The organism is Streptomyces sp. NPDC048018 (assembly GCF_043202995.1).
In the GTDB taxonomy this organism is placed as follows: Bacteria; Actinomycetota; Actinomycetes; order Streptomycetales; family Streptomycetaceae; genus Streptomyces.
The window spans coordinates 1-23,026 of the sequence record NZ_JBIDBK010000022.1 but is presented as its reverse complement, the minus strand read 5'-3'; the positions used below and the strand labels follow the sequence as shown (position 1 = coordinate 23,026).

General features: G+C 68.9%; 20 protein-coding genes and 6 pseudogenes. 14 read left to right on the top strand and 12 right to left on the bottom strand.

Annotated features, from left to right (window positions below):
• The first annotated feature begins 335 nt into the window (after positions 1–335).
• The 4 genes from ACGF1Z_RS35315 (at position 336) to ACGF1Z_RS35300 (ending at position 3,353) form a co-directional block, all read left to right on the top strand.
• Positions 336–869 carry a hypothetical protein gene (locus ACGF1Z_RS35315; RefSeq protein ID WP_393010702.1) on the top strand — a complete coding sequence of 178 codons (534 nt, stop codon included), beginning with the start codon at positions 336–338 and terminating at the stop codon, positions 867–869.
• 1,056 nt (positions 870–1,925) lie between these two features.
• Positions 1,926–2,426: a hypothetical protein gene (locus ACGF1Z_RS35310; protein WP_393010700.1), complete on the top strand. Its 501-nt coding sequence runs from the start codon at positions 1,926–1,928 to the stop codon at positions 2,424–2,426.
• Between the two features lie 313 nt (positions 2,427–2,739).
• Positions 2,740–2,928: a hypothetical protein gene (locus ACGF1Z_RS35305; RefSeq protein WP_393010698.1), complete on the top strand. Its 189-nt coding sequence runs from the start codon at positions 2,740–2,742 to the stop codon at positions 2,926–2,928.
• 101 nt (positions 2,929–3,029) lie between these two features.
• Entirely contained in the window at positions 3,030–3,353 is a 324-nt protein-coding gene (locus ACGF1Z_RS35300) for a hypothetical protein (protein WP_393010696.1), read from the top strand.
• 758 nt (positions 3,354–4,111) lie between these two features.
• Here the strand turns inward: ACGF1Z_RS35300 and ACGF1Z_RS35295 are convergent.
• Both ACGF1Z_RS35295 and ACGF1Z_RS35290 read right to left on the bottom strand, forming a co-directional pair.
• Positions 4,112–4,651: an RICIN domain-containing protein gene (locus tag ACGF1Z_RS35295; protein WP_393010694.1), complete on the bottom strand. Its 540-nt coding sequence runs from the start codon at positions 4,649–4,651 to the stop codon at positions 4,112–4,114.
• Positions 4,652–5,018: 367 nt separating this feature from the next.
• Positions 5,019–5,498 (bottom strand): RICIN domain-containing protein, encoded by a 480-nt coding sequence (locus tag ACGF1Z_RS35290; RefSeq protein WP_393010692.1) that lies wholly within the window; start codon positions 5,496–5,498, stop codon positions 5,019–5,021.
• 605 nt (positions 5,499–6,103) lie between these two features.
• Between ACGF1Z_RS35290 and ACGF1Z_RS35285 the strand changes: the two are divergent.
• Positions 6,104–6,250: pseudogene (locus ACGF1Z_RS35285) on the top strand (HAD family hydrolase); the annotation flags it as partial.
• Between the two features lie 1,851 nt (positions 6,251–8,101).
• Here the strand turns inward: ACGF1Z_RS35285 and ACGF1Z_RS35280 are convergent.
• Both ACGF1Z_RS35280 and ACGF1Z_RS35275 read right to left on the bottom strand, forming a co-directional pair.
• Positions 8,102–8,524 (bottom strand): ATP-binding protein, encoded by a 423-nt coding sequence (locus tag ACGF1Z_RS35280; protein ID WP_393010691.1) that lies wholly within the window; start codon positions 8,522–8,524, stop codon positions 8,102–8,104.
• Between the two features lie 544 nt (positions 8,525–9,068).
• Positions 9,069–9,197, bottom strand: coding sequence for a hypothetical protein (locus ACGF1Z_RS35275; protein ID WP_393010689.1), 129 nt, complete (start codon positions 9,195–9,197; stop codon positions 9,069–9,071).
• 43 nt (positions 9,198–9,240) lie between these two features.
• Here ACGF1Z_RS35275 and ACGF1Z_RS35270 point away from each other — a divergent pair, with 43 nt between their 5' ends.
• The 4 genes and pseudogenes from ACGF1Z_RS35270 to ACGF1Z_RS35255 form a co-directional block, all read left to right on the top strand.
• A complete protein-coding gene (locus tag ACGF1Z_RS35270; protein ID WP_393010687.1) occupies positions 9,241–9,483 on the top strand; it encodes a hypothetical protein in 243 nt (80 codons plus the stop codon).
• The gene (locus ACGF1Z_RS35265) at positions 9,480–9,695 is read left to right on the top strand and encodes a hypothetical protein (protein ID WP_393010685.1); all 216 of its coding nucleotides are present in this window, start codon (positions 9,480–9,482) and stop codon (positions 9,693–9,695) included. The genes ACGF1Z_RS35270 and ACGF1Z_RS35265 overlap by 4 nt, the downstream gene beginning before the upstream one ends.
• Before the next feature lie 81 nt (positions 9,696–9,776).
• Positions 9,777–10,367 (top strand): hypothetical protein, encoded by a 591-nt coding sequence (locus tag ACGF1Z_RS35260; protein ID WP_393010683.1) that lies wholly within the window; start codon positions 9,777–9,779, stop codon positions 10,365–10,367.
• A gap of 311 nt (positions 10,368–10,678) precedes the next feature.
• Positions 10,679–11,290 (top strand): annotated as a pseudogene (locus tag ACGF1Z_RS35255) (ATP-binding protein); the annotation flags it as partial.
• Between the two features lie 443 nt (positions 11,291–11,733).
• On the opposite strand, the gene ACGF1Z_RS35250 reads toward ACGF1Z_RS35255, so the two are convergent.
• Positions 11,734–12,072: a hypothetical protein gene (locus tag ACGF1Z_RS35250; protein WP_393010681.1), complete on the bottom strand. Its 339-nt coding sequence runs from the start codon at positions 12,070–12,072 to the stop codon at positions 11,734–11,736.
• A gap of 355 nt (positions 12,073–12,427) precedes the next feature.
• On the opposite strand from ACGF1Z_RS35250, the gene ACGF1Z_RS35245 reads away from it, so the two are divergent.
• Positions 12,428–12,967, top strand: a complete 540-nt coding sequence (locus ACGF1Z_RS35245) for a hypothetical protein (protein ID WP_393010679.1) — start codon at positions 12,428–12,430, stop codon at positions 12,965–12,967.
• A 672-nt stretch (positions 12,968–13,639) separates the two neighbouring features.
• Here ACGF1Z_RS35245 and ACGF1Z_RS35240 read toward each other — a convergent pair.
• Entirely contained in the window at positions 13,640–14,464 is an 825-nt protein-coding gene (locus ACGF1Z_RS35240) for a hypothetical protein (protein ID WP_393010677.1), read from the bottom strand.
• Between the two features lie 411 nt (positions 14,465–14,875).
• On the opposite strand from ACGF1Z_RS35240, the gene ACGF1Z_RS35235 reads away from it, so the two are divergent.
• Positions 14,876–15,559, top strand: coding sequence for a phosphotransferase (locus ACGF1Z_RS35235; RefSeq protein WP_393010675.1), 684 nt, complete (start codon positions 14,876–14,878; stop codon positions 15,557–15,559).
• A 701-nt stretch (positions 15,560–16,260) separates the two neighbouring features.
• On the opposite strand, the gene ACGF1Z_RS35230 is transcribed toward ACGF1Z_RS35235, so the two are convergent.
• The 3 genes and pseudogenes from ACGF1Z_RS35230 to ACGF1Z_RS35220 all read right to left on the bottom strand — a co-directional run.
• Positions 16,261–16,815 carry a hypothetical protein gene (locus tag ACGF1Z_RS35230; RefSeq protein WP_393010673.1) on the bottom strand — a complete coding sequence of 185 codons (555 nt, stop codon included), beginning with the start codon at positions 16,813–16,815 and terminating at the stop codon, positions 16,261–16,263.
• Between the two features lie 686 nt (positions 16,816–17,501).
• Positions 17,502–17,648, bottom strand: a pseudogene (locus ACGF1Z_RS35225) (WhiB family transcriptional regulator); the annotation flags it as partial.
• A gap of 6 nt (positions 17,649–17,654) precedes the next feature.
• Positions 17,655–17,863: pseudogene (locus ACGF1Z_RS35220) on the bottom strand (transposase family protein); the annotation flags it as partial.
• A gap of 210 nt (positions 17,864–18,073) precedes the next feature.
• On the opposite strand from ACGF1Z_RS35220, the gene ACGF1Z_RS35215 reads away from it, so the two are divergent.
• Positions 18,074–18,499 (top strand): hypothetical protein, encoded by a 426-nt coding sequence (locus tag ACGF1Z_RS35215; protein ID WP_393010671.1) that lies wholly within the window; start codon positions 18,074–18,076, stop codon positions 18,497–18,499.
• Positions 18,500–18,588: 89 nt separating this feature from the next.
• Here ACGF1Z_RS35215 and ACGF1Z_RS35210 read toward each other — a convergent pair.
• The 3 genes and pseudogenes from ACGF1Z_RS35210 to ACGF1Z_RS35200 all read right to left on the bottom strand — a co-directional run bounded on the left by ACGF1Z_RS35210 (position 18,589) and on the right by ACGF1Z_RS35200 (position 21,730).
• Positions 18,589–19,258 (bottom strand): annotated as a pseudogene (locus ACGF1Z_RS35210) (ATP-binding protein).
• Positions 19,259–19,935: 677 nt separating this feature from the next.
• A pseudogene (locus tag ACGF1Z_RS35205) lies at positions 19,936–20,028 on the bottom strand (hypothetical protein); the annotation flags it as partial.
• A gap of 472 nt (positions 20,029–20,500) precedes the next feature.
• A complete protein-coding gene (locus tag ACGF1Z_RS35200) occupies positions 20,501–21,730 on the bottom strand; it encodes a PP2C family protein-serine/threonine phosphatase (RefSeq protein WP_393010669.1) in 1,230 nt (409 codons plus the stop codon).
• Between the two features lie 344 nt (positions 21,731–22,074).
• Between ACGF1Z_RS35200 and ACGF1Z_RS35195 the strand changes: the two genes are divergently transcribed.
• Entirely contained in the window at positions 22,075–22,575 is a 501-nt protein-coding gene (locus tag ACGF1Z_RS35195) for a DUF2975 domain-containing protein (RefSeq protein ID WP_393010667.1), read from the top strand.
• Positions 22,575–22,826, top strand: a complete 252-nt coding sequence (locus ACGF1Z_RS35190) for a helix-turn-helix domain-containing protein (protein WP_393010665.1) — start codon at positions 22,575–22,577, stop codon at positions 22,824–22,826. The genes ACGF1Z_RS35195 and ACGF1Z_RS35190 overlap by 1 nt, the downstream gene beginning before the upstream one ends.
• Positions 22,827–23,026 lie beyond the last annotated feature (200 nt).

Below are 23,026 nucleotides of genomic sequence, written 5' to 3'. Positions count from 1 at the left end.
CTCTCACGACCCGATCGCCACACGCCCGATCACCTCATCCAAGCGGCCTCGTCGCCCGAGTAAGCAAACAGCCCTGCCGGGACAAAACGCTCTTTTAGACGTCATCTCATTTCGCGCGTCCATGCGACGATTCGTCGGCCCGTGGGAAGTCGTGAGGGGCGAGGGCCGATGGAGTACGTCCATCGCGATGCGCAGCGTGATGTCGCTGCTTCAGCGGATCGCCCGGGTCACCACGTTCCGTCAACTTGCCAGGACGGAGGTGGTGCGAGCAAGGGCTTCCGCGGGTGCTCCGCAGCGGTCACCATGGAAGTCCGGCGGCGACCCGGGGGTGGGGGATGAGCGAGGGTGCGGACAGTCTTGTCGGGCAACCGGAGCAGGACGGCCCTGCGTGGTGGCTGGCGCTGGCCTGCCTGGTAGGGCTGCTTCTGGCCTACGTCGTGCTGACGAACTTCACCGGAGAGCTACGGGCGGCGCTGTGGGGCGAGCCCGGGACCGTGACCAAAGCCCGCTGCCGTACGTACGACAACACCGTCGCCAACGCGGGCACGTCGACGTCCTGCTCGGGCACTTTCACCTCAGACGACGGCAATTCGTCGTTCGACGTCACCGTCGAGGGCGACATCCGCTCGCAGCCGGTCCGTGCGTGGTTGGTGGACGGCAGGTCCGGCACCGCGTACGTCTCACCGACGGTGTGGACGGGGGTGCTCCCGGTGGGGCTCTCCCTCCTCCTGGCCGGTGTCCCGGCGGCGGTGACGGTGGAGCACGCGCGCCGCGTCCGCACACGGCGCCGGAGGCCGGCCCCACCGGCCCGGCCCGGTCCGCAGCGGCCGGCTCCGAATGCGGACGACCCGGGGATCTCGGACTTCTGATCACACCGCCCCCGCGGTCGCGCGACAGTCTCTACGTCGTCTGGCCCTACGGCGACCGGCTCGCGAGGCTGACCCAGCTCGGCCGGTCATCCGGCAGTCCCCCGCATCGACACTGACGGGCACCGCCTGCCCGCCCCCTCACGCAGGCAGGACAGCACAACGGCCGACGGCTCACGCCGCGGCCACCTCACCCACAACTCCGCCATGTGAGGGCGTGTGCGGTGGGCGGGGCCGACTCCGAACTCGACATCGCCGACTGACGGCGGGATACAGGTGACCGGCCCGCACAACACCACGAGTGCGGGCCGGTCTCCACCCGGCCGGGCCCTGCGGGTGGGGGGATACCGCGGGCCCGTGAGCGACCCCATTCGCTCCCTGCCCGTGTGCCCCCGGACTTGGCGGTCATGCCCACCGCGTCCGTTCGGGAGACCGGGGGGCGTCTGGGTTCGTGCACGAGATGGGTTCTGGCTCGCTTTTCGTGCAGGGCTGACTGAGTGTGATGTCCATGTGCTCCGCGGGCTGTGAGCAACGGACAGTCGGAGTCGCGTGCCCGCGGCCTCGCTGCGATGTCTGATCGCCGTTGGCTCGGTGGCGGCGCGACGGCAGACTATGACGGTGGACTCCGACCCTTACCCGTATCTGGCTGCTGCGGGCAGCCTGGCCGTAGCGCTGGAACAGTTGGCGGCCGGACTCGGTACCGATCTCACAGTGGTACCCGGCGATTGGGGCCCACGCGTGTCGGCCGGTATCGCCTCGTCGGTCCGGGCGGCGGAACATACAGCCGGAGCACCACTTCTTCCCCCGGCCGCGCTGTCGGCTGTCGGCCGCAATGCACGCGGTACGGGCCGATTCCAGGCAGCTTTCCCCACGCTGACTCCTCCGAGATCCGTCACTCAGCGTGCATGCTCTACGGTAAGTGAGCCAGCACCCGAGATTCGACCGCACTACCAAGGGGACGGCGGGGGCGGCGCACGACGGGCCCTGGCGTACGTTCGAACCTATGACGCATGCCCTGAAATCCCGGCCGGTGACCCAGTGAGCGGCTGGTGGGACTACATGGAAGAGCGGACCCGCCGAGAGGTCGACGCCGACGTGCTGCGCGATCGCCGGATGTCGGCAGTCAGGTCCGTATGGGAGGCCCTGCGTCCGTTGGGGCTGGGCCTGCACGAGGCCGAGCGGGTGGTGCACTTGCGATACGAGGTGCTCGGGGAGCAGGTGCAGCGCACACCGCCCGATCCGCTCGATGCCCCCTCTCTCGTAGCGCGTGCCGCAGCTCTCCCGGGCCGCGTGGCTGCGGTGGAGGCTCTGTGGGACGGCGATACCGTGCATGACTGGTTCGTGCTGCTGGTCGCGGTCCTGGACGCTCCGGAAGGCGAGGGCCATCTGGCGACTGTCCACCACCGCCCTGACGGCTCTCCTCCTGGCGTTGCCGCCGCCGAGGCCGGCCAGGCGCTGGCCAGCCACCTGGGCGTGCCCTTCCACTTCGCTTCCCCGGACGTCCCTGATGATGACGTCCCGCGCTGGCGGACAGCCCAGCGGCTGGCGGAAGGGCCGTGACCAGGCCCGTGGGCGAAACGCGACCCCAAGAAGGCGGGAGTGCCGGGTGCTCCCCGTTCTCATGAACATTGCCCCGGGGCCGATCCGGCTGCCTTCCAGGACCGTGGACAACTGCTGCCGAAACTCGGGCTCTGCTCCACTTTCCGTGGAGGCTCACGGATCGTGATGTCAGCGGCGTGTGGTGGAATGGCCGGCTCTGCCGTTGATCTACTAGGAGGCCCTCGTGACGTCTTCGTACCCGTCCCTGTCTCGCGCCTTGGCCGAGGCTTTGGTCGATGTCCTATGGTTCATCGACGGTAGCGAGGACGAGCAGATGGACCAGGATGACGCGGTCAAGGTCAGGGAGGGCGTCGCCCACGTGGTCAGCACGCTGCCGAGTGATCAGCAGCAGGAGCTGCTCGCCCTGCTCGGAGAGATGTCAGCTGCCGAGGCCAACCCCGCTCGCCGTGCGTTCCTCCAGGAGTGCCCGGAGGGCTTCGGGCTCATCGACGATCTGTCCTGAAGGTTCGGCTTGCCGCGCAAGGCCGGCACAAGCCCGTGCTGCGACGGTTGATCTCCCACCCAGACTGATCACCATGAACTCGACGATGTTGGATAGGCGGCATGGTGAGACGCAAGAAGGAGAGGAAGAAGCGGCCCGCCTGGGGCATTCCGAAGGGGATCTTCCTGGGTGCGACGCCGGAGGGCTGGCGCACCAGCGTCCTCACGGACAGCGGAAATCTCTGCGGTCGGCTGGACGTGCCGATCAACACCGACCCGCAGGACGCGCGGGCTGCGGCGGCGGTGATGGTCACGGAACTCGCGCGCGACTTCCACGACACCGAGGTGGAGGTGAGCTGGGAGCCGCCCCGGGAACCTTGGTCATGGACCGCCCAGGTCACCCTCGCCGCCGAAAACGGCTCATCTTCGCCGGACGCTGAAGGCTGAACGGCAAGTTCAGGAGTAGAGGTGAGACCGGCGGCATGCTCATGTTCCCCGCGCAGCGCAGGGAAGTCTCCTTCCTTCCCAGCATCGCCCGCCGGCGCATCCCGGACGCGCCACAGTTCACCGACCTCGCCCGGTACCTGCACACCTCGTCCCCTCCCTTCTCCGGGCCGGCCTCGAAGCGTACGAGGCCAGACCCCCACGACTAGGCATCGCCCTGGACAAAGTCCTCCACACCCGCCGGCCGGGCATGGCTCGCGGTTCTGAGCATCGCACTTGTCCGTCTGTGCCATGGACCGCGCTCAGTCACGTGAGGGGAGGGTTCTGGCTTTGAGCGTGCCGGATCGCAAAGCCCTGCTCAGCCGGCGGAAGGTCCTTCATCCGGCGCTGGCAACGGTCGTGGACCCGGTCCGAGAAGCGGCGGCAGTCCGGACCGGCCGCCCCTGCCGCCCGACCTCTCGCCATCACCTCGACCGCCCCGAACACGGCCGTAGACGCATCGGAGACGGCAGACGAAGGTGACAATGCAGCCAGCGGGATCGCGGTGAGCCCCTTCAGGCCGCAGCGATTCCATGACGTCCTCACGGCCGATCTCACCGAACCGCACCGCACGAGCAGCGCCACACGGCGAAGAGCGCCTACGACCGGCTGCCGCACGAGCGACGCTCCCCGGACTCCGACGGGTACCCGCCCGGCGCGGAAGGCCGTCCATCCGCGCGAAAGGGCGGGCGTAGGGCAGGTGCCCGACGCCCGCCCAGTGCTCACACCGCCCTGATGTAGAAGTACTGGTTGGGCTGGTACGTGCACGTCCACAGTCGCGCGGGGGCGCCGTCCTGCGTGCTCCAGTCGGCAATCTCCAGGCACTTCTGGGGGGAGTACGCGTTGTCCATGCGCAAACCCTCCCCGCCGTAGAAGCGCTGGTTGAGGCCGTAGTGACAGCCCCACTGGTTGGCGGTCGCACCGTTCTGGGTCCCCCAGCCGCCGATCTCCAGGCACTTGCCGCTGTTGACGTTGACGTAATAGGACGCATCGACGTCGCCCGCCAACCCCCAGCGGTACCACTTCTGGTTGTCGCCACCATGGCAGGTCCACTGGCGGACGGCCGCGCCGTCCGCCCTGCTCCAGTCTGCTACCTCAAGACACTTCCCGGAGTGCTTCACCTGGAGCGTCACCGTGCCCAGGTAGATGATGGACGGCGTGGCTGCCTGGGCCGGAGCGGCCGAGGCGGCGAGGACGAGGCCCAGGGAGGCGGCAAGAACAAGCAGACCGTGCCGGGCACGGGCGAAGAAGGTGAGCTTCATGATCCTCTGCAATCGATACGGGAGCATCCGGCGACCGGCCCACATCGCCGTTCGTGATCGCAAGGCTCTGCGACGTAAGTGATGCTCTGCAAGGCCTACTTGAGCCGTCACACGACGTAGGTTCCGCACAGACGGCAGAACCCGATTCCTCCGCCCTCTGCCTGGCGAGCACGGATGAGCGGCCTGATCCATCCTCATGGTGGCCGGCCCCCGCCGCGGCCGCGCCCCTGGCAAGCACCACCGCACACCACCGTGTGGTCCTACGGGCTGCGACGGGCGTGAGTTGCTCCGGCTGCCCCGGGGCGGGAGCAGGCGAGGACGGGTGCGGGGTGAGAGCGCCAACCGCCCCCACCCCGCCGCAAAGTCGTCAGTAGACGAGGCCCCATGCCTGGGCGGTGTTGAACTCCGGGTTGCAGGTCCACAGCGTCAGCCAGGTTCCGTTGGCCGAGGAGTTGCCCTTGTTCGTGATGCACTTGCCCCCGAACTTCGTCCACGTCCGGCTGGAGTTGCCGATGAACACCTGCGGGCTGCTGTCGCTCCAGTCACAGGTCCACAGGGTGAGGACGGTACCGTTGGTGGCGGAGGCGTTGCCCTGCGGGGTCAGGCACTTGCCGCTGACGTCGTGCACGATGTGCTGGTTGAGCCAGTGCCAGTTCTGCAGGTTGCTGCCTGTGCACGACCAGACGGTGATGACGGCGCCGTTGGCGGTGCTGTTGCCCTCGGGAGTGGCGCAGCTGCCCAGGTTGTAGAGCCGGTTGCCGGCAGCGTTGGCCGTGCCGGTCGACAGGACACTGACACCGAGCACGGTGAACAGTGCGATGAGTAGGGCTGACGCCTTGCGTATCATCTCGGTCTTCCTCGAAGGTCCTCCCACCCCCGCGGGCGGAGGTGGCGGTGATGGGTTGCCGGCCGGAAGGGCGGGTTCACCCGTCCGCGACGTCCACCCGGCCACGCGGCCCTGCAAGATCATGAGGATCGACGCCCCCACGGCAGCGCCGCCGCCCGGGCAGGTGTCCGACAACAGGGAATCTAGGGTCGGACGGCACGCCAGGGTGTGCGCGTCACGCAGCATTTCTGTGCAACGAGTGCAGCTCGACCGAAACCCGCGTCGCTTCCCGAGCGAGATATCCGGCCTGCTGGTCGTGGACACCTTCTACGGCCGTGACCTCAGCCAGGGCGCCGACAGGCCCAGGAGGAGTAAGTCCGAAGTCGTTCAGCGTATGAGGCGAGGGTCTCGTTGGTTCGTGTGTGACGACACCTGGAGACCTTTCGACAGCACTGTTCGTGAGGATCGATGACTCTCTGGCTGTCGGCGTACGACCTTGGCTCCCCAGGTGTGTACGGATGAACGTCCCCAGCCACGGTCCACGGGCAGTAGAGCGATGGGGGATTGGGTTGGAGCTGTGGGACCAGGACACTGCGCCGTAGGGAGAGGAGCTGGAGGCTCTGGACAGCAGCACGTTCCCAGCAGCCGCCTTCGGGTTACGGGCGGCGCATCTGCGGCGGGGCCCGTGGGGGCATCTGTGGGCGGACGACCTCGCGGTCGCCGCGGCGGCCGACTGGATCGTCGACTCGCTGCACGACCTCGTCGACATCGTGGGCGCGCGGAGGCTGTTGGTTCCGGCCGCCCTGGCGGGCTTCCGCGGCGTGCTCGGGTGTGCGACACGGACACCCCGATCCCCACGGAGGGCGGGGCGAGAGCAGGAGCTCCTCTGTCAGGTATGGGGTGGTGCGGGATGTTCATCGTCCGGGGGTTCGAACCAGAAGGCGCTGCGGTACGTGTCATGGCTGGCCTCCCAGGCCCACCGGCGTAGCAGTGCGCACAGCGGTCCGCCGCAGGCGGTGTCACGGCTTGTGCGGGCGACGGAGACGTCGCGCGGCGTGGTCTTCGTCAGGGCGCGCAGGTAAGCGAGGGCCCGTCTGCTGGTGGCGGCGAGGGTCACGGCGCGGGGGCCGTGAGGAGGGCGTCGGACGAGAAGAGTCTTCCGGATCCGTCCGGTGCTGCTAGCCAGGAGAGACTGTCCACGGTGCGCGCTGGGTCTGGCACAGCGAGCCACGTGCCAGTGGTCAGGTGCCGGGCCCTTCTTTCCAGCTCATGGGGTCGGCTGGCCCGAGTCGTCAGGAAGACCAGTTCACGATGCTTTTGGTCACGCACCACAGGGCCACTGGGAACGTGGCCATTGTGGGCGATGGCGTCCAACAGCCCGTCGCCCCGTGGTTCGGGGACTGCCAGGGCATCCCATCGGCGCCCCGCCGGTAGGAGGGTCACCCCCCATTGGCTCAGTCTCCATTCCTTCAGCCATGCGACCGGATCGTCGCAGGCACAAGCCAGCCGGCGCAGTGCGCGGTGTGCAGTGGGCATGGGCCACCTTCGCTTCGGAGTACATGGTGAAGGGGAGAGCATCCCGAACAAGATCTGTCGCGGGTAGGGAGGTGGAGTGTGGCGGATTCGATCCCAGGCCTCTTATGACTAGTCAGAGGTTGTCAAAAAGACAGCGTCGGGAACGTAACTCACGCGGCAGGCACGCCGAGAAGGGCGGTGCCGGCCTGCCCTCGCCGGCAGAGCTGCAGTGGACAGACGGCTGCGATCCGGGTGAGTGGCTGCTGGATGCGGCGAGCCCTGTCTTCGGCTTCTGCGTACTGCTGAGAAGTGGGCGGGACGGCGCCGAAGGTAGGGCCGTCTTGGGCGGGCAGGGCGCGCCAGTGCAGAACGGGGGAGTGCGGTGGTGGCTGCGCCGAGGAACCAGGCCGGGCGTCTGCGGACGTGGGCAGGGGCGATGGCCAGGGTAGCGAGTACTTCCGCGGAGGGGTTCCAGCCGTTGGAATGTCGGCGACGTCCTGCGGGTCTGTGTGGCGTTGAGTATGTTTCGCAGCTCGGCCACGGCCTCTGACCTGGTCGACCAGGCACTCGGCCCCGCGCCGGCCTCGCATCGCTACCTCGAGCATGAGCCGGAGGTTCGTACAGTCCGCGAGCGTCAGGAAGGTGTTCACCGACCTCACCGCCACCACTGGTGCTGGGTGCTGCCTCCTCGACACCGAGACCGACATCTTCGACATCTGCTGGCTCAACGGCGAGACGTTGAGTGGTGAGACTGATTCCGGCACCCGGTTCTCGGGCTTCCATGATCTCGTCGCCGCTCGGTGCAAGCCGGTGGAGCAGAGCGGGGAGGGCGCCCACTGGGGATACGGCGCACCTGGCCGGCCAACGCCCAACTCAATCCTCAAACACAGATGTTGGACGGAACTGTGGAATGAAGAAGCTCCTGGTACACGGGTTCTCGACCAAGATCGACCGCAACCGCCAGGAGCTGCGTGCGCCGTCCCGTAGCCCAGCGAACTTCTGGTCCATCCCGTCAACCGCCTAAGCGGACAATGTAGCCGCAAAGGCGGTCGAGCGTGGCTGCGGACTCCAGCGAGTCCGGCGTGCCGTCCGGGCACCCGGAGGCACCCTCAGGCCGGTCCGGTGGGCGGGCGGGGGCGGAAGCAGGCGGTGACGTCCTTGCCCCGTGGGCAGGGCCGGGTCTCCCAGTCGTCGGCCAGCGCCCCGATCAGGAGCAGACCGCGTCCCCCGAGCGCCTCGTCGGTGGGACGCCGCGGCTCGGGCACGTACGGCGACGCGTCGTGAACGGTCACGTGCAGGCACTCCTCGTCCCAGGTGAGGATGAGCTGCGCGTCGCTGTGCGCGTGGACGTGAGCGTTGGTGACCAGCTCGGAGACGGTCAGGACGACAGCGTCCACCAGGTCCGGTGCCGTCCGGTCCCAGCCGAGTGCCGCCAGGTGCTCCCGGGTCCAGTTCCGCGCCGACTTCACGGTGCTGCTGAGCGGGAGAGAGCGCGCCCATCCGACGGCTCTCAGGGAGGGATCCCGTGCCATGTCTCTCCTTCGACCGACCACATCGCACGTTCCGTGTGCCCCTGGATCGCCGGAAGAACCCGCAGTCCGCCGCACACGCCGCCGCCGTCTCGTCGGGTGACGGCAAGGAGAAGAGTGCCGCTGCGCTTGCTGACCCGGGACGGCGACCAGGCGTCGGCGGCGGGATCGTACAACCGGAGCGCCGACGGACGAGCCAGAGCGGTTCGTCGCCGGACGCCAGCCGGCGGATGGCGACGACAGCAGCATCGTCGAGATGTACGTGGACGTCGGCCAGCAGGTCGGCCTGGAGGCGGCGCAGCAGTTCGTCGGGGTCGTCCGTAGTCCACCGCTGCCCACGTTCGGCGAAGGCATAGAACGTCGCGGGAGAAGCAGAGGACAGGTCGGGCCCCTGCGGCGATGAGCCGCTGACGGTCGAGTGCAAGGCCCCACGGTTCGTACGGGCCCCGCCCCACACCCCGTCGCGGGAACAGAGCCGCCCGTGACTGCGAGGCCCATGCCCGGTGCCCGGTCATGCGCCGGACACCAGTCGCTGCTCCCCCCTGCGTCAGGCTGGATGAACGCTGGTGTCGCCGTCCTGGTCGTTGCTGCCGGTGTCCGGGTCGGGCGCGGCGCGGTCGTCGAGGGTGATGGTGATGCGGCCGCCGTTGGACTCGGCTTGGCCGGAGCCGCGCAAGGAGCTGCCGCCGCGGGCATCGGCTCTGGATCCGTACGAGCCGATGATCGACGGCCTCCTGCGGGCGGATCTGGACGCGCCGCGCAAGCAGCGGCACACAGTCACGCGGATCTTTCACCGGCTGGTCGAGGAACACGGCGCCGACGTCTCCTACGGGATGGTCCGCTACTACGTCGCCGCCCGGAAGCCCGAGATCCTGGTCTGGTCGGGCAAGGCCCCACTGGAGGCGTTCGTCCCGCAGACCCACCAGCCCGGTCACGAGGCGGAGGTGGACTCGGCGACGTGACGATCCGCCTCGCCGGCGAGCTGGTGACCTGCTACCTGTTCTCCTTACGCCTGCCGTATTCGGGCAAGGCCGTCCACCGCGTGTTCGCCTCGTGCGGCCAGGAAGCCTTCTTCGAAGGCCATGTCCACGCGCTACGGATGCTGGGCGGCGTCCCAAGGAGCAAGGTCCGCTATGCAACCTCACGGCGGCTGTCGCCCGGGTGCTGGGGCTGAGCCGGGCGACGGTGGAGGCGGACCGCTGGATCGGCGTTCACGTCTCACTACGGCATCGAGAGCTTCTCCTGCCGCCCGGGCGTGGGGGGCGCCCACGAGAAGGGCGGCGTCGAGGGACAGACCGTCTACTTCCGCCGCAACCACTTCGTCCCCGTCCCCGAGGTTTCCTCGCTCGCCGAGCTAAAGGGGATGGTCGAGCAGTGGGACCGGCAGGATGACGCCCGCCGGATCGGCTCCAGGTCCAGGACCATCGCCGATGACTTCGCCCTTGAACAGCCGCTGCTGATGCCGCTTCCCGAGGAACCTTTCGAGACCGGACGGCTGTTCACCCCGAGGGCCGACCGCTACGGCCAGATCTCGGTCCGCGCGAACCGCTACTCGATCCCCATCCGGCTGATCGACAAGAGGGTTCGAGTCGTCCTTCATGCCTCTCACCTGGTGGTTTACGACCAGAACGTGGAAGTGGCCCGGCACGAGCGGCTGATCGCCAAAGGCGCTGTCCGTCTGGATCTGGACCACTACCTGGAGGTCCTGGTCCGCAAGCCCGGCGCCTTCCCCGGCTCGACCGCTCTCGAGCAAGCCCGCTCAGCAGGCAAGCTCACCCCCGTCCACGACGCCTGGGGGACGCAGGCCATGAAGATCTCGCCGAGCGGGACGGCACCCGCGCATTGATCGAAGCGCACTTGCTCGGGCGGAACATGCAGCACGAACACGTCGTCGCCGGCCTGGCCGCCGCGCTGGGGGCCGGGGCCATGACCGCTGACGCGGTCGCGCTGGAGGCTCGCAAAGCCGCCCAGGCCGAGGCCGAGCCCGCAACCGGATCCACAGGTTCTCGGACAGCCTTCGGCGACGGTGAGGTCGCACGAATGGTCGCTCGCGCATCTTCCGCCGGATACCGGGCCGTTGCCCTCGGTGGCCCACTACGACCAGTTGCTCCGACGCCGCCGCGCAAGCGGCGGTGACCATCGAGAGGAAGAAGCACGATGACCCTGCCCCGCCAGCGAGGCTTGACCGAGCAGGCCGCCGACGCGGCCATCGACTCCGCCTGCCGTCGATCCGCAACGAGTTCTCCGACATCGCCGACCGGGCGACGAAGGACCAGATGACCTACCGCGGCTTCCTCGCCGAGCTGCTGATGGCCGAGTGCGACGACCGGGCCCGCCGCCGCTCGGAGCGGCGGATCAAGGCGGCGAACTTTCCGCGGGAGAAGTCCCTGCGGACCTTCGATTTCGAGGCGAACCCGAACATCGACCCCGCGACCATCCACACCCTCGCCAGCTGCGAGTGGATCAAGAAGGGGCAGCCGCCCTGCCTGATCGGCGACTACGGCACCGGCAAGTCCCACATGCCGATCGCCCTCGGCACCGAGGCCCCGATGAAGGGCTACCGCGTCCGCTATACGCTCGCCACCAAGCTCGTGAACGAGCTGGTCGCAGCCGCGGACGAGAACCAGCTGAACAAGACCATCGCCCGCTACGGCCGCGTCGACCTGCTCTGCATCGACGGACCGCCACGGCGCCGAACTCCTTTTCCAGGTCCTTACCGAACGCGAAGAGAAGAACAGCGTCGCCATCGCCTCCGACGAGTCGTTTGGCAAAGCGCACATGTTCCGGCGAACTGGTGCGAGGCAGCGCCGAAAGTCAACGGGTTCAGGACGGAGATTCCGAGCTGCTGCCGACTGCGGCAGCCATCAGCGCCACCAGGTTGTCGGTCCAGCAGTCCGATTCCTTGGTGGCGACCTCGGAGCCGCAGGCTGCGCAGACGAGATTGGGTCCGTCCTGGCCGTCAAGCCCGCAGCAGCCGTTGCGACGCCTGCCGTCCGGGTGCGGAGCGGTTCCCGGCACGTCGTCTGGATGCAGAATGAACAGCGTGGCGTCGTAGTTGATCGCGTAGGTGCCCTGCGCCACCCGCGGCTCGGCGATGCGATGGTCAGACAGATGATCGCTGGCCGGGGAAGCCTGTGATTCCAGGAGGCCGCCGGTGAGAGGGTGCTCGCAGTTCGCGCAGGTAAAGAAAGTCACCGGGACATTGTGCCGGGTCACGCAGTGACTGACCCCGGCGTGTTCTCCCCGCACTGTGCGAGCCGGCCGGCGTCGACGTGGTCGGCGAGGTAGATCATGACGCCTTCGGGGTCCATGCCGAGGGCTGCGGCGACGAGCTTTGGATCGAGGGTGTTCACCAGGTCGGCGAGTCGGGTGCTCAGCAGGGCTCGCGGTGGGACACCGCAGGGGTCCAAAAGATGGCTGGCGTAGGCGGTTGAGGCCGGTGCCCGGCCGGTCTTGGTGATTCGGGTGACGACCACGTGGGGGTTGCCGGTGCTCTGGCCCGTGCGGTGGGCCAGGCAGCGTTGGATCGCCGACCAGCTGGCCGGGTCCATGGGCACCGGATGCGGCCGTTTGCCCCAGGCGGATGGTCCGGTTGGCAGGGTCGAGGTCGGCCACGCGCAGGAGCCGGGCCTCGCTGCTGGAGGCCGCGTGGAGGAGGGCCAGGATTCCGAGCAGTGCCTCGTGCGGGTGCGCGTCGGTGTCGGTGGTCCAGCGGCTGAACAACTGGCGTTGCTGGTCAACTGCGACGGTGGTGCCGCTGAACCCTGACGCGCCTTTGGCTTTCACTCCCCGGGTGGGGTCGATGAGCACGATCTTGCGGGAGCGGGCGAAGCGGAAGAACTGCCGCAGCACGATCAGTCTGCGCTGGCGGGCCTTGGGCATGGTCGCCAGGAAGGCTTCGATGTCGTGGACGTCGGTCAGGGCCCAGTCCTGTTTGTTGCGCGTGCCGGTCAGGAAGCGGGCGAGATCACGGACGATGGCCAGGGCCGCTTCGATGGTGCTGTCGGTGCGAGGCAGAGTGCCGGCCTTGAGAGCGCGCTCTCGTGCCCGCAGCATGAATTCGGCGAACGCCTGGACCTGGGGTTGAAGCGGGAGTGGGGTGGCGTCGATATGGCGTTGGCGGCGTCCGGCGGCGAGCCGGTGCGCTTGGTCGGTAGGCAGGGCGAGGCCACGCTGGGTGAAGAAGCCTTCGAGTGCGCGGGCGAGGGAGCCCATCGACCGGCCGGGGCGGCGAGCGCGATTCAGCAAGGCCTGGGGGTGGTTGGGGTGTTCGTCGTCCAGCAGTCTGCCCAGTGTGCTGATCATGGTGCAGGCGCGACTTGCGCAGTGCCGGTCGGCGAGATGACCGGCGAAGTCACCCAGCCAGGGCACGGGCTCTACGAGCCGCGAGGCCAGGTTCTCGGCGGCGACGAAGGGGCGGTCGGGGTGCTTCTGCCAGCAGGCTGAGCAGAGTCCGAGGACGGCATGGCGTCGTATCTGGCCGCAGCCGGTGCACTGCCGCGGAGGCTGCTTGCTCTGCCGTCGGCGCGAGCAGTGGCCGCACCGTCCGGTGCCGGTCTGCAGGAAGCCGGGCCGCCGGCAGCGCGGACAGACTTGCTTCGCGGCCTGCCGGTCGGCTTCCCGCGCGGTCGGGGATCGGCCCGCCAGCCAGGTTCGAGATCCCTTGGGCTGACGGGGCCGGCGTGGAGACCCTGTGGTGAGGGTCGCCTGACGCCACGAGCCTGCCGGCCCGAGGGCACGGGCCGGTGCGGGTGGTTCTTACTGTCTGCCGGTCCAGATCAGCAGGCGGTCGATCTCCTCCGACTCCCGCGCCCCGCCGGCTTCTGCTCGGTGCGGTACGCCGGGAAGCTGACTCCGCCCGGCTGCCCCGGCGGACGCCTCCGTCAGGGGAGGTCGGTGATCGAGTTTGTGGCGGGGACAGGCTTGGCCAGGCTGACGCCTCCCGATTCAGTCTTCTGACGGTGACTTCGGCCGCAAGACCGCCGAGGCGGTGAAGACTTCCAGAAGAACAACCGCCTCCCCCCCCAGGACGGGACCATCGGCGCCATGACCTGGGGCAAGCTGACCAATCTCACTGTCGCCTCCGGCGCCAGGGGGATCGTTGCGGGCGGGTCTGGGCTACGAGAGGGGGATGCCGAGGATGGTCACGACGGACAGCCCGATCGTGGCTGCCAGCGCGGCAAGCCCGGCGAGGAAGAAGCAGGGACCCAGGGTGATGTCGAGGGCCCGCGTCGACGAATCCTGGAGTACGAGCACGTCCGACGGGTCCTGCGAGTCGTAACTGACCTGGACGGACGGGACAGTACTCGGGTGGGTGAAGACACGCGTGGTGCCGGTGCTGTCCATGTACTCGTACTTCCACGGCCCGTCCGCCGCCTGCGCCGCGACCACGGTCACACCGTGCCTGCGCAGGCGAGTCTCGTGCCACCAAGGCCCTATGGACACCGCGCCAAACCACAAGCCCACGACAGCCATGCCACCGAACGGCACCATGAAGGCAGCCCCGGCGATGGCGGTCTTCTCGTCGCCCACGATGGCGGTGATCACAGCCAGGACAAGGGTCCCGCCCAGACAGCCGAGCAGGACGCGCCCGACCTTGCCGCGGTACGTCTCGACCCAGGTCCTGGTGAAGGTGCGCAGCTCGACGAGGGCGGGTCCGTCGACTTCCTCGACCGGTTGGGGCAACAGTGCGTTCACGGCGTCGGTGAAGGCGACCGCTGCCGCCGCGCTCACGTCCTCGATCCGGTGGACGGCCGGCGTCGCCCCGACAAGGGCCCGCAGTTCAACCGTGACGCTCCGCTCCCCGGCGTAGACGCGGGCGATCGCCCTGACGGGGATCGTCAACTTCTCGCTGGGGCGTTCCAGCACCAGCCCATCCTGCTCCGAACGCAGGACGGCGGTCCCGCGCCCCCGCAGGACGGGTATGGAAGACGTATTCGACATGGCCGAGAGCGTACGGCCAACGCTCCCGCCCCAGTTCATCGGTATCGGGCCGTCCCGGCCCATGGACCGATTCGCCGTGCTCTCGCCGCGGGTCGGCGTCTCCAGACACTGACGGCATGGCTTTGTCGCCGAGAGGCAGCAGCGTGTGTTGGTCACCGCCGAGAACAGTCCCTCGGCGACAGGAAGCGTGTTGCTTGGTTCTGGTAGCGCGCCAATGCTTGCTTCTTTCCGTCTCGCGCGCTGAGAGCGTCCGCCAGTAGGCCGTCGGATGCGAGGGCTGGTGGGGTCGGGTGTGCCAGCGGTGGGTGAGCCAGGCTCGTCGGATCGGGCAGCGGATGGTGACGATGGCGGTGGCCAGGGCGATGAGGAAGTCGATGCAGCTCTGGCGGCGCTCGGTGTAAGTTCTGCCGGGTGGAGATCGGGGAGTTGATCGGGGCGGGGCGGACGGCGGATGTGTTCGCCCTCGACGAGGACCGGGTCGTGCGGCGCTACCGCAACGGTGAGGACGCCACCGGCGAGGCGGTCGTGATGGCGTACCTGGCCGAGCACGGGTATCCGGTGCCGGCGGTGTGGCCGGGCGCGGCGGCCGGGGAGTTGGTGATGCAGCGGCTCTCGGGGCCGACGATGCGTGAGGCGCTGGTTGCGGGCACGCTCAGCGGCGAGCAGGCGGGCGAGTTGCTGGCCGATCTGCTGCTGCGACTGCACGCCATCCCGCCCCGGGTCGGGGCCGACCCCGCCCACCGCATCGTCCACCTCGACCTGCACCCGGAGAACGTCTTCCTCACCCCCGACGGCCCCGTGGTGATCGACTGGGCCACCGCCCATGAGGGCCCTCCCGGCCTGGACACCGCGATGGCCGCGCTGATCCTCGCGCAGGCGGCGCTCACCATGCCGGCCGCCGCCGAGCTCGCCCGGACCGCCCTCCCCGCCCTGGTACGGCAACTCGGCGGCACCGACGGCATGCTGCTGCCTGAGGCCCGGGCCCGGCGGGCCGCCAATCCGACCCTCACCCAGGAGGAGATCGCCGCCCTCGACGAGGCGGTCGCCCTGATCCTGGCGGCAGGAGCCGACGCCCATGACAGCGTCCTCCAGTAGGAGGTGAGCTGGGGCTATCGGATGCGAGGGCTGGTGGGTCGGGTGTCCCAGCGGTGGGTGTACCAGGCCCGGCGGATCAGGCTGCGGACGGTGGTGATGGCGGTGGCCAAGGCGAGGTGGCCGCGCTGTGGTCTGCGCTCTCGCTCGACGGCGAACTCACCGAGGAGCAGTGCGAGACGTACTCAGCCGTTGGAGCGCCTGCGACGCGCAGCGGGTATGCCGCCGAGAGTACGAAGCGCGGGCCGCTTCGTGCGGCCCCCGAGGCTCGGCCGGGGCTCAGTAGTCGGGAGGAGTCAGGCCGTTCGTCCCCAGTCCTTCGGGGCTCCAACTCTTCCGAGCATGTCGCCTGGAAGAGGTCTTCGAAGGAATTGATCGACTGGTCCCATGGGGGCGGGTGTCCATGGTGGCGCCCGGGTAATCGTTCGCCAGGATGTGGGGGTGGATCTCATAGACGTTGCGGGTGCGGTGGTGGTCCTCGAACAGTCCCTGATGAACCGGCCGTCGGCGGACGGACACGAGTCTGTGATCGGCGAGCTCGGAGAGTGGGCCCGCCTCCGGGAGTGCGGGCCCCGCGCCCGTTACCGCGGACCACTCCCCTTCCGGCGCAGGTCAGGAGTCCGCCGGCTGCCGGTGACGGAAAGGGCGGAGGGGTGGCGTACCGTCGCGAGACGGTGCGCCACCCCTCTGTGCGCTCTGTCCTGTCAGTTCGTGCAGTAGCCGAAGACGTCCACGATCACACCAGTCGAACCGGCGTGGTTGTAGAGGAAGATCTGGCCGTCCACCACCGGCACGACCACCAGGTTCGGCACTGTCCCGCCCGGCAGCAGGTTGATCTTCGAGACCGTCGGGGTTCCCGCGCGGGTGGTCGCCGCCAGGTAGGTGGCGGCCGTCGCGTTCGTCGCCGTCACGTTGAGGACCACGGCGGACGCCCCGGTCGCCGGCACACCGCCGGTCCCTGCGACCGGCAGCGCCACGCTTTGCGCCGGGCCGAGTTTGCGGCTGACCTCGATCAGGGCGTCGGTGTAGTGGTCCTTCAGGGTGTGGCCGAGGTCCTTCAGGCGCTCGCCCGCCATAGTCTCCCTGAGCGCGAGGGCGCCCTCCATCTCCTCTTCCGACACCTCGGCCTCGGGTGGCGCGAACTCGGCGGGGGAGCGGATCTCGTCGCCCCCGTGGAGGTGGGGGATGCACAGGGCTTCGGCGACGGGGCGGAGCAGGCCCAGGCGGTCGCGGCCACGGAGCGCGAGCCGCGATCGCACGCCCTCACCGCCGGCCGCGATAGGGAACGGAAGGTGCGGGGAGAAGGCAGGGGCGGAGTCTCCTCGACCATGGCGCAGGCGGGGACGGTGCCGGTCTCGGCTGCGGATGAACCGTCAGTGGAGGGGCCGAGTGATCGCAGGCCAGGCGGGCGGCCCGGTGGCCGAAGGGATCGGGAAGAGATGGGCGTCAGCTTTCGTCGGGCGCCCGCCCAGCGGGCGGGGACGGCTGCTCACTTCCCCGGCAGTGTTCCGTTAGGCCCCCCGGACGGGGACCCGCCCGCCGCCCGCGTCGCTGGCGGACCGTCAGTTCTTCTCTCTTCGGCCGCGTATATCAGACGAGGCGCGGGCCCTGGTCGATGAAACCCGAGAGGCTCGCTTCGCGCTCCGGAGAGTTCAGTTGAGTGGCGCTTCGGCGTCCTTCGCGCCTCCGCCTTCCTGTGCGCTCGTCAGACGGCTGCCGTCAACGGCTCACTGGATCGCCGTCCACGCCGTCGCTGAGCAGCATGACGTAACCCCGCCGCCATCGTGCTCCCGCACGGTCACAGCATGGACATCAACGAGCGGCGCCGCTCCGTCGCCGCCCACAGAGGCTCTCACCATGTCCCGGACGTTCAACGTTCTGGAGGCCATCCCGCTCAGCAGCATCCTCCAACCCGACAAGAACGCATTCCGCCGAGCACGAGCCGTCAGTTAGCTCGCTGCTGTGCGGGGGCGGGTGTGGCGGTGTGGTGCCGCTGGCGGGCCGTATGCGGGAGCCGCGTCCAGGACCGCACGGTGGGTCGGCGTTTGAGCAGGGCGCGGCGTTCGCGTTCGGTCATGCCACCCCACGTGCCCGAGGTGGTGGAGTACCGGTAGTTCTTCGACCGCTGGGCGATGCTGTGGTCCCGGGTGGGTATGAGGGTGCCGTCGACGACGAGCAGGGTGTCCTCGGCGAACCGCTCGCGAGGCTGGAGGGCGAGCATCGGCCGGAGGTGGTCGATGAGCCGGCCGCCGCCGACTTCGAGATCCCGAACAGCGGCGCGAGCTGCCGCATGGTCAGATTCGTGCGCCCGGCTTTGTTCACGTTCAGCAGCAGCGTTTGTCTGCCGGTGCGGGCGTCAGTTGGTGATCACTGGGCCTCGGAATGTTCACGAGAGATAGCGTCAGCACATGGACCAGCGCGGCCTGGACCGCTGGCTCGGGTGTCAGGGGACATGTTGGCGCCCCGGAAGGACGTTCGCCGCCGTCCGTCTAACCTCTCCTCTTGAGGGGTGGGATTGTGGAAGAGTCGATCTTGGTTGAGTCCGTCACGTACTCCGCTGTGTGCCAGGGATGCGGTGCCGAGGCGGAGTGGTGCGGTGTTCAGGCGCTGGTGGGCGAGGCACTGCGGTGGGATGTTGAGACGACGTGTCCGGCCTGCGGGTTTGCCCTGGCTGTGTGTGGCGGTGACCTGCCGGAGGAACTGCGTGGCCGACTGCTCTCCGAGCACGGTCGTGCGAGGTTGCAGGTAGCCCCGCCGACGAAAAAAGCCGCCATCATGCGGGTGCTGCGGGCGGAACTCGGCATCGGCCTGGACGGCGTCCGGGCCGTGCTGGAGCAGGTCTTGACCGGGCAGTACTCAGGGACCCTGCCAGAGATGGAGCTCCTGGCGCGGAAGCTGCGGGCATCAGGCATCGAAGCGGCCGCTTCACGGACGGTGGATTGAGTGAGCCTGCCGGGCGGAACGACGGGGTGCGGCGAGGACGGCCCGCCGCCCTCCGGGCGGCGGGCCGTCGAGGCAGGCAGCGGCAGGGATCAGCCGGCCTTGGCCGACTCCTCAGCGCGGGCTCGGGTGGTGGCGAGGCGGTAGGAGTCTGTGCCGGTCTCGATGATGGTGCCGTTGAAGGTCTAGTTCGGCGCCTCGGCGGTCGAATCCATGTAGCCGAGCTCGTCGATGCACAAAAGATCAACACGTCCGTAGCGGGCGATCGTCTTGGAGAGCTGCTTCTCATCGGTGGCCTCGACCAGCTCATTCACGAGCTTCGTCGCCAGCACGTACTTGACCCGGTAGCCGGCCATCGCCGCCTCGGTCCACAGCGCGATCAGCATGTGCGACTTGCCCGTCCCGGAGTCGCCGATCAGGCAGAGCGGCTGACTCCTCTTGATCCACTCGCAGCTGGCGAGAGTGTGCATGGTGGCCGCGTCGATGTTCGGGTTCGCGTCGAAGTCGAAGGTCGGCAGCGACTTGTCCGGGAATGCCGGCTGCTTTGTTCCGCCGCTCGGAGCGGGGCCTGGACCGGTCGTCACACTCGGCCATCAGCAGCTCTGCGAGGAAGCCTCGGTAGGTCATCTGCTCCTTCAGCGCCCGATCGGCGATGTCGGAGAACTCGTTCCTGATCGACGGTAGCCACAAGGGGCGGCAGGCGGTGTCGATGGCCGTGTTGGCGGCCTGCTCGGTCAGTCCTCGCTGGCGGAGCAGGGTCACACTGTGCTTCTCCCTCGCGGTGTTCACACCCGCTGGCGCGACGGCGTCGGAGCAGTTGGTCGTAGTGGGTCACCGAGGGCAGCGGCCTGGTGTCCGGGGGGAAGATGCGCGAGCCGCCATTCGTGCAGAAACGTCACGGTCGCCCCCGCGGCACCGGCCGACGGAGGATTCCCGGCGGGTTCGTCGCCGGCCTGGGCGATCTTGCGGGCTTTGCGACCGCGTCCGCGGTCAGTGCCCCGCCCCGCAGAGCCATCGCGAGGCCGGCGACGAGGTGCTCGTGCGAGATGTGCCTGGCCAGCAGCACCTTGCTCAGGGCCCTGGTGCCGGCGGTGTCGCCGTGGGCCTTGACCGCCGCCGCCCACCAGGCGTCGTGGACTGGGGTGAACTTGCCCGCAGAGCGGGCCTGTTCGAGTGCAGTGGCGCCGGGGAACGCGCCAGGCTCGCCAGGCTTGCGGATCAGGGCCTCGAGGGGTCCAGAAATAGGCGGCAGCCGCCCTTCGCGATCAGACGCTCGTGCCGGGCCACTTCCACGTTCCGGTCGCTCCGGAAGCTGCCAGCGGGCGATGCCGCCCTCGGCGGCGAGGAAGGCGCGCAGCTCCTCGTAGTCCGCGGTGGACCAGGTGAGAGGCGTGCAGCACGCCCCGGACCCGCTTGCCGATCAGCCGGACCGGCACCGAACAGCGGTTCGTGCGGACCGCGACCTGGCTGTAGCGGTCGACCCTCGGAGTGAACAGCCGACCTGTCTCGAACGGCTCCTCCGGCAGCGGCATCAGCAGTGGCCGCTCGGCCTCGAAGTACTCGTCGATCGTCCGCGGCCGCGAGCCGATCCGGCGCCGTCCGTCGTGAAGATCCCACTGGTCGACGAGTTCGTTCGGCCAGGCCAGCGTGTCGACCTCGGGCACCGGGTGAAGTGGTTGCGGCGGAAGTAGCCGATCTGCCCTCCACTCCGCCCTTCTCGTCGGCGCCCTCGATACCGGGCCGGCAGTAGCTCATGGCCGGGCCGGCCGGGGAGAACCCCCGGCCCGACCTGACGTCTCCGCCGGCACGGCAGGCGCACCCTCGCCGGCCCATGACGCGACGAAAGCGCTTCGGTCACGGTCGCGACCCACGGCACGCGAGAGGCCCCCGCCTCTCGGCCGGTCTTGTCACCCTGTCGGGTGAGGCAATTCCTGCGAATGCCTGAGCGGACCCGATGAAGGTGCTCCGACAAGGGCGGCGTTCGGTGGGCTCCTACGGTGCGGGTCAAAGGCGGAGGACGACCAGCGCCGTGTCGTCGGTGTTGCCCTCAGGCGGGAGCAGGTCGGCAAGGAGGGCGTCGGCCAGTTCCTCCGCTCCGGCTCGTCCGTGCCGGCTGAGGGAGGCGGCGAGGCGGCCCAGGCCGGTGTCGATGTCCTCCGTGCGTCGCTCGATCAGTCCGTCGGTGTACAGCACCAGGGTGGCGCCGTCGGTGAACGTCCTGCTGCCCTCCGGTCGTGGAACGTGGTCGGGGCGGGCGCCGAGGGGTGGATCGGTCGCCTGGTCGAGAAAGGTCACCGTGCCGTCGGGGTCGAGCAGTGCCGGTGGGGGATGGCCCGCGCTGCTGTACGTGATGGTGTGGGTGTCCCAGTCGATGAAGGCATTCACCACCGTGGTCGACTCGGCCCCCTCGACGCTGCGGGCGTACAGCCCGAGGGCTTCCAGGGCCCGGGCCGGGCCGTCGGCGACACGGGCGGCGGCGCTCAGCGCGCTTCGCAACTGCCCCATGACGCAGGCCGCTTCCAGGCCGTGGCCGACGACATCGCCGACGGCGACCGCGATGCGGTCACCGGGCAGGTCGACCAGGTCGTACCAGTCGCCGCACACGTTCAGGGCGTCGACGGCGGGCTGGTAGCGGACGGCTGCCTGGTGATGGCCGACCGGCGTCGGGACGGGCAGCATCGCCGCCTGCAGGGCCAGGGCGACCTCACGGTCACGCGCCTGCGAGAGGCGCAGGCGTTCGTTGATGTCCTGCAGTTCCCGGGCACGGGTGTAGAGCTCGGCCTCCAGAACGCTCACGCGTGCGTCTCCGCCCGGGCCGCCGCGGGCACGGACGAGTTCGGTGACCTCCTCCACCCGGTGCACGATCAGCATCACGCTTCCGTCCGAGCCGAACACGGGTGCGTTGACCGGACTCCAGAAGTGCTCCACCCAGCGTCCCGGCCGATCGGTCTCCTCGATGTCGTATCGCAACAGCGCCATGGTGTCGCGCTCGCCGGAGGCCACCACACGCAGCATCGACTCCCGGGTCTCCCGCATGCCGGCCGCGGCCGGTTCGCCGGGGTGCTCGGGGAAGACGTCGAAGATGTAGCGGCCCACCAGCTGGTCGCGGGTGCGCCCGGCAAGCCGGAGGAAGTCCTCGTTGGCGTCCGCGTACAGCAGGTCAGGGGTGAGCAGGGCCACCATGCCGGGCAGGGCATGGAAGACCGCCCCGTAGTCGATCTGCGGATTCCTCATGTGCTGCCCGCCTCGGCGCCGACCTCGGTTGTCATGCTCCACGATAGGAGTGACGCGCCCCGGAACCTGGTCACCACTCCTGGCCGTCACGGGCGGCTTATCCGCGGCGGGCTGGTTGCGGCAGTTGGTGGAGTCCACCGGCAGGGTCCAGCTGATGTCGTGAGCGTCGTCGGCCGCTGCCGGGAGCGAGGTGAGGACGCGTACCCCGGGGGGCGGCCTGGATGGCCCAGCAGGCGAGGCGTCCGTGCCCGGTCCGTCAGGGCCCGAACCTCGCGGGCAGAACCTTCAGACTTTTCTATCGAGAAACGATAGATTAATATTGCCTTTCGATAGGAGGAGGGTTCATGGGGAAACTGACAGTGTTCGCGCTGCGCTCGGTGATGGTGGCGTTGCTCGCCGGTTCTGTGTTGCTGCAGGTGGTGATGATGATGCTGCTGTTCCGTGAGACGGGGGGCGGTGGCAGCGACGCCGAAGGCCTCCCCCGCGTTCCCGTCCTGGTCATCGTTCTCCTGGGGATCGCGTGCGCCGAGGTCGTACTGGCCTGTGTGTGGCGGCTGGTGACGATGGCCCGATGCGGAAAGGTGTTCTCCCGCTCCGCTTTCCGGTACGTCGATCTCGTGACCAGCGCTTTCGTGGGAGCCGCACTGCTTCTGTGGATGCTTGGCGTCGTCTTGGCGCCGGGTGAGGCCGTCGCTCCGGGGATCGTCCTGTTGATCGGCGTGATCGGTCTGGCGGTGTTCGGGGTTGCCCTCATCGTGCTCGTCCTGCGGACCCTGCTGGCTCAGGCCGTCGCGCGCGACATCGAGGCGACACAGATGAAGGCCGAGCTGGACGAGGTGATCTGATGCCGATCGTCGTCGACATCGACGTGATGCTGGCCAGGCGGAAGATGTCCGTGGGTGAACTCGCCGAACGCGTCGGGATCACCCCGGCCAACCTGGCAGTCCTCAAGAACGGCCGTGCCAAGGCCGTGCGCTTCGCGACCCTCGCCGCGCTCTGTGAAGCGCTCGACTGCCAGCCGGGAGACCTGTTGCGCTGGGAGGCTTCCGACGAGCCGGACGGTGTGACCGCGCAGGAAGCACCGCTCTCCTGCTGAGGCGTCGCTTCTTGTCGGCCGCGCTCGCCTTTCAGCAGGGTGCAGCGATCCTGGAGTACGGAGACCATGTCCTCCAGCTGCAGACGCCGGCTTCGAGGCGGCCAGCTAGGGCCTGTTGCGAAAGTGGATCTTGCTCGTTGATGATCGCATGTCGTGGGACGTGGTGATCTAACGAACGGCCAGTGGGCCCGGCTTGAGCC

Bases quoted from the DNA above. Each gene is read 5' to 3' on its own strand.
- ACGF1Z_RS35315 (WP_393010702.1), top strand. From the start codon at position 336: ATGAGCGAGGGTGCGGACAGTCTTGTCGGGCAACCGGAGCAGGACGGC.
- ACGF1Z_RS35310 (WP_393010700.1), top strand. From the start codon at position 1,926: ATGGAAGAGCGGACCCGCCGAGAGGTCGACGCCGACGTGCTGCGCGAT.
- ACGF1Z_RS35305 (WP_393010698.1), top strand. From the start codon at position 2,740: ATGGACCAGGATGACGCGGTCAAGGTCAGGGAGGGCGTCGCCCACGTG.
- ACGF1Z_RS35300 (WP_393010696.1), top strand. From the start codon at position 3,030: ATGGTGAGACGCAAGAAGGAGAGGAAGAAGCGGCCCGCCTGGGGCATT.
- ACGF1Z_RS35295 (WP_393010694.1), bottom strand. From the start codon at position 4,651: ATGAAGCTCACCTTCTTCGCCCGTGCCCGGCACGGTCTGCTTGTTCTT.
- ACGF1Z_RS35290 (WP_393010692.1), bottom strand. From the start codon at position 5,498: ATGATACGCAAGGCGTCAGCCCTACTCATCGCACTGTTCACCGTGCTC.
- ACGF1Z_RS35280 (WP_393010691.1), bottom strand. From the start codon at position 8,524: ATGGCACGGGATCCCTCCCTGAGAGCCGTCGGATGGGCGCGCTCTCTC.
- ACGF1Z_RS35270 (WP_393010687.1), top strand. From the start codon at position 9,241: ATGATCGACGGCCTCCTGCGGGCGGATCTGGACGCGCCGCGCAAGCAG.
- ACGF1Z_RS35250 (WP_393010681.1), bottom strand. From the start codon at position 12,072: ATGGACCCGGCCAGCTGGTCGGCGATCCAACGCTGCCTGGCCCACCGC.
- ACGF1Z_RS35240 (WP_393010677.1), bottom strand. From the start codon at position 14,464: ATGTCGAATACGTCTTCCATACCCGTCCTGCGGGGGCGCGGGACCGCC.
- ACGF1Z_RS35200 (WP_393010669.1), bottom strand. From the start codon at position 21,730: ATGAGGAATCCGCAGATCGACTACGGGGCGGTCTTCCATGCCCTGCCC.
- ACGF1Z_RS35195 (WP_393010667.1), top strand. From the start codon at position 22,075: ATGGGGAAACTGACAGTGTTCGCGCTGCGCTCGGTGATGGTGGCGTTG.
- ACGF1Z_RS35190 (WP_393010665.1), top strand. From the start codon at position 22,575: ATGCCGATCGTCGTCGACATCGACGTGATGCTGGCCAGGCGGAAGATG.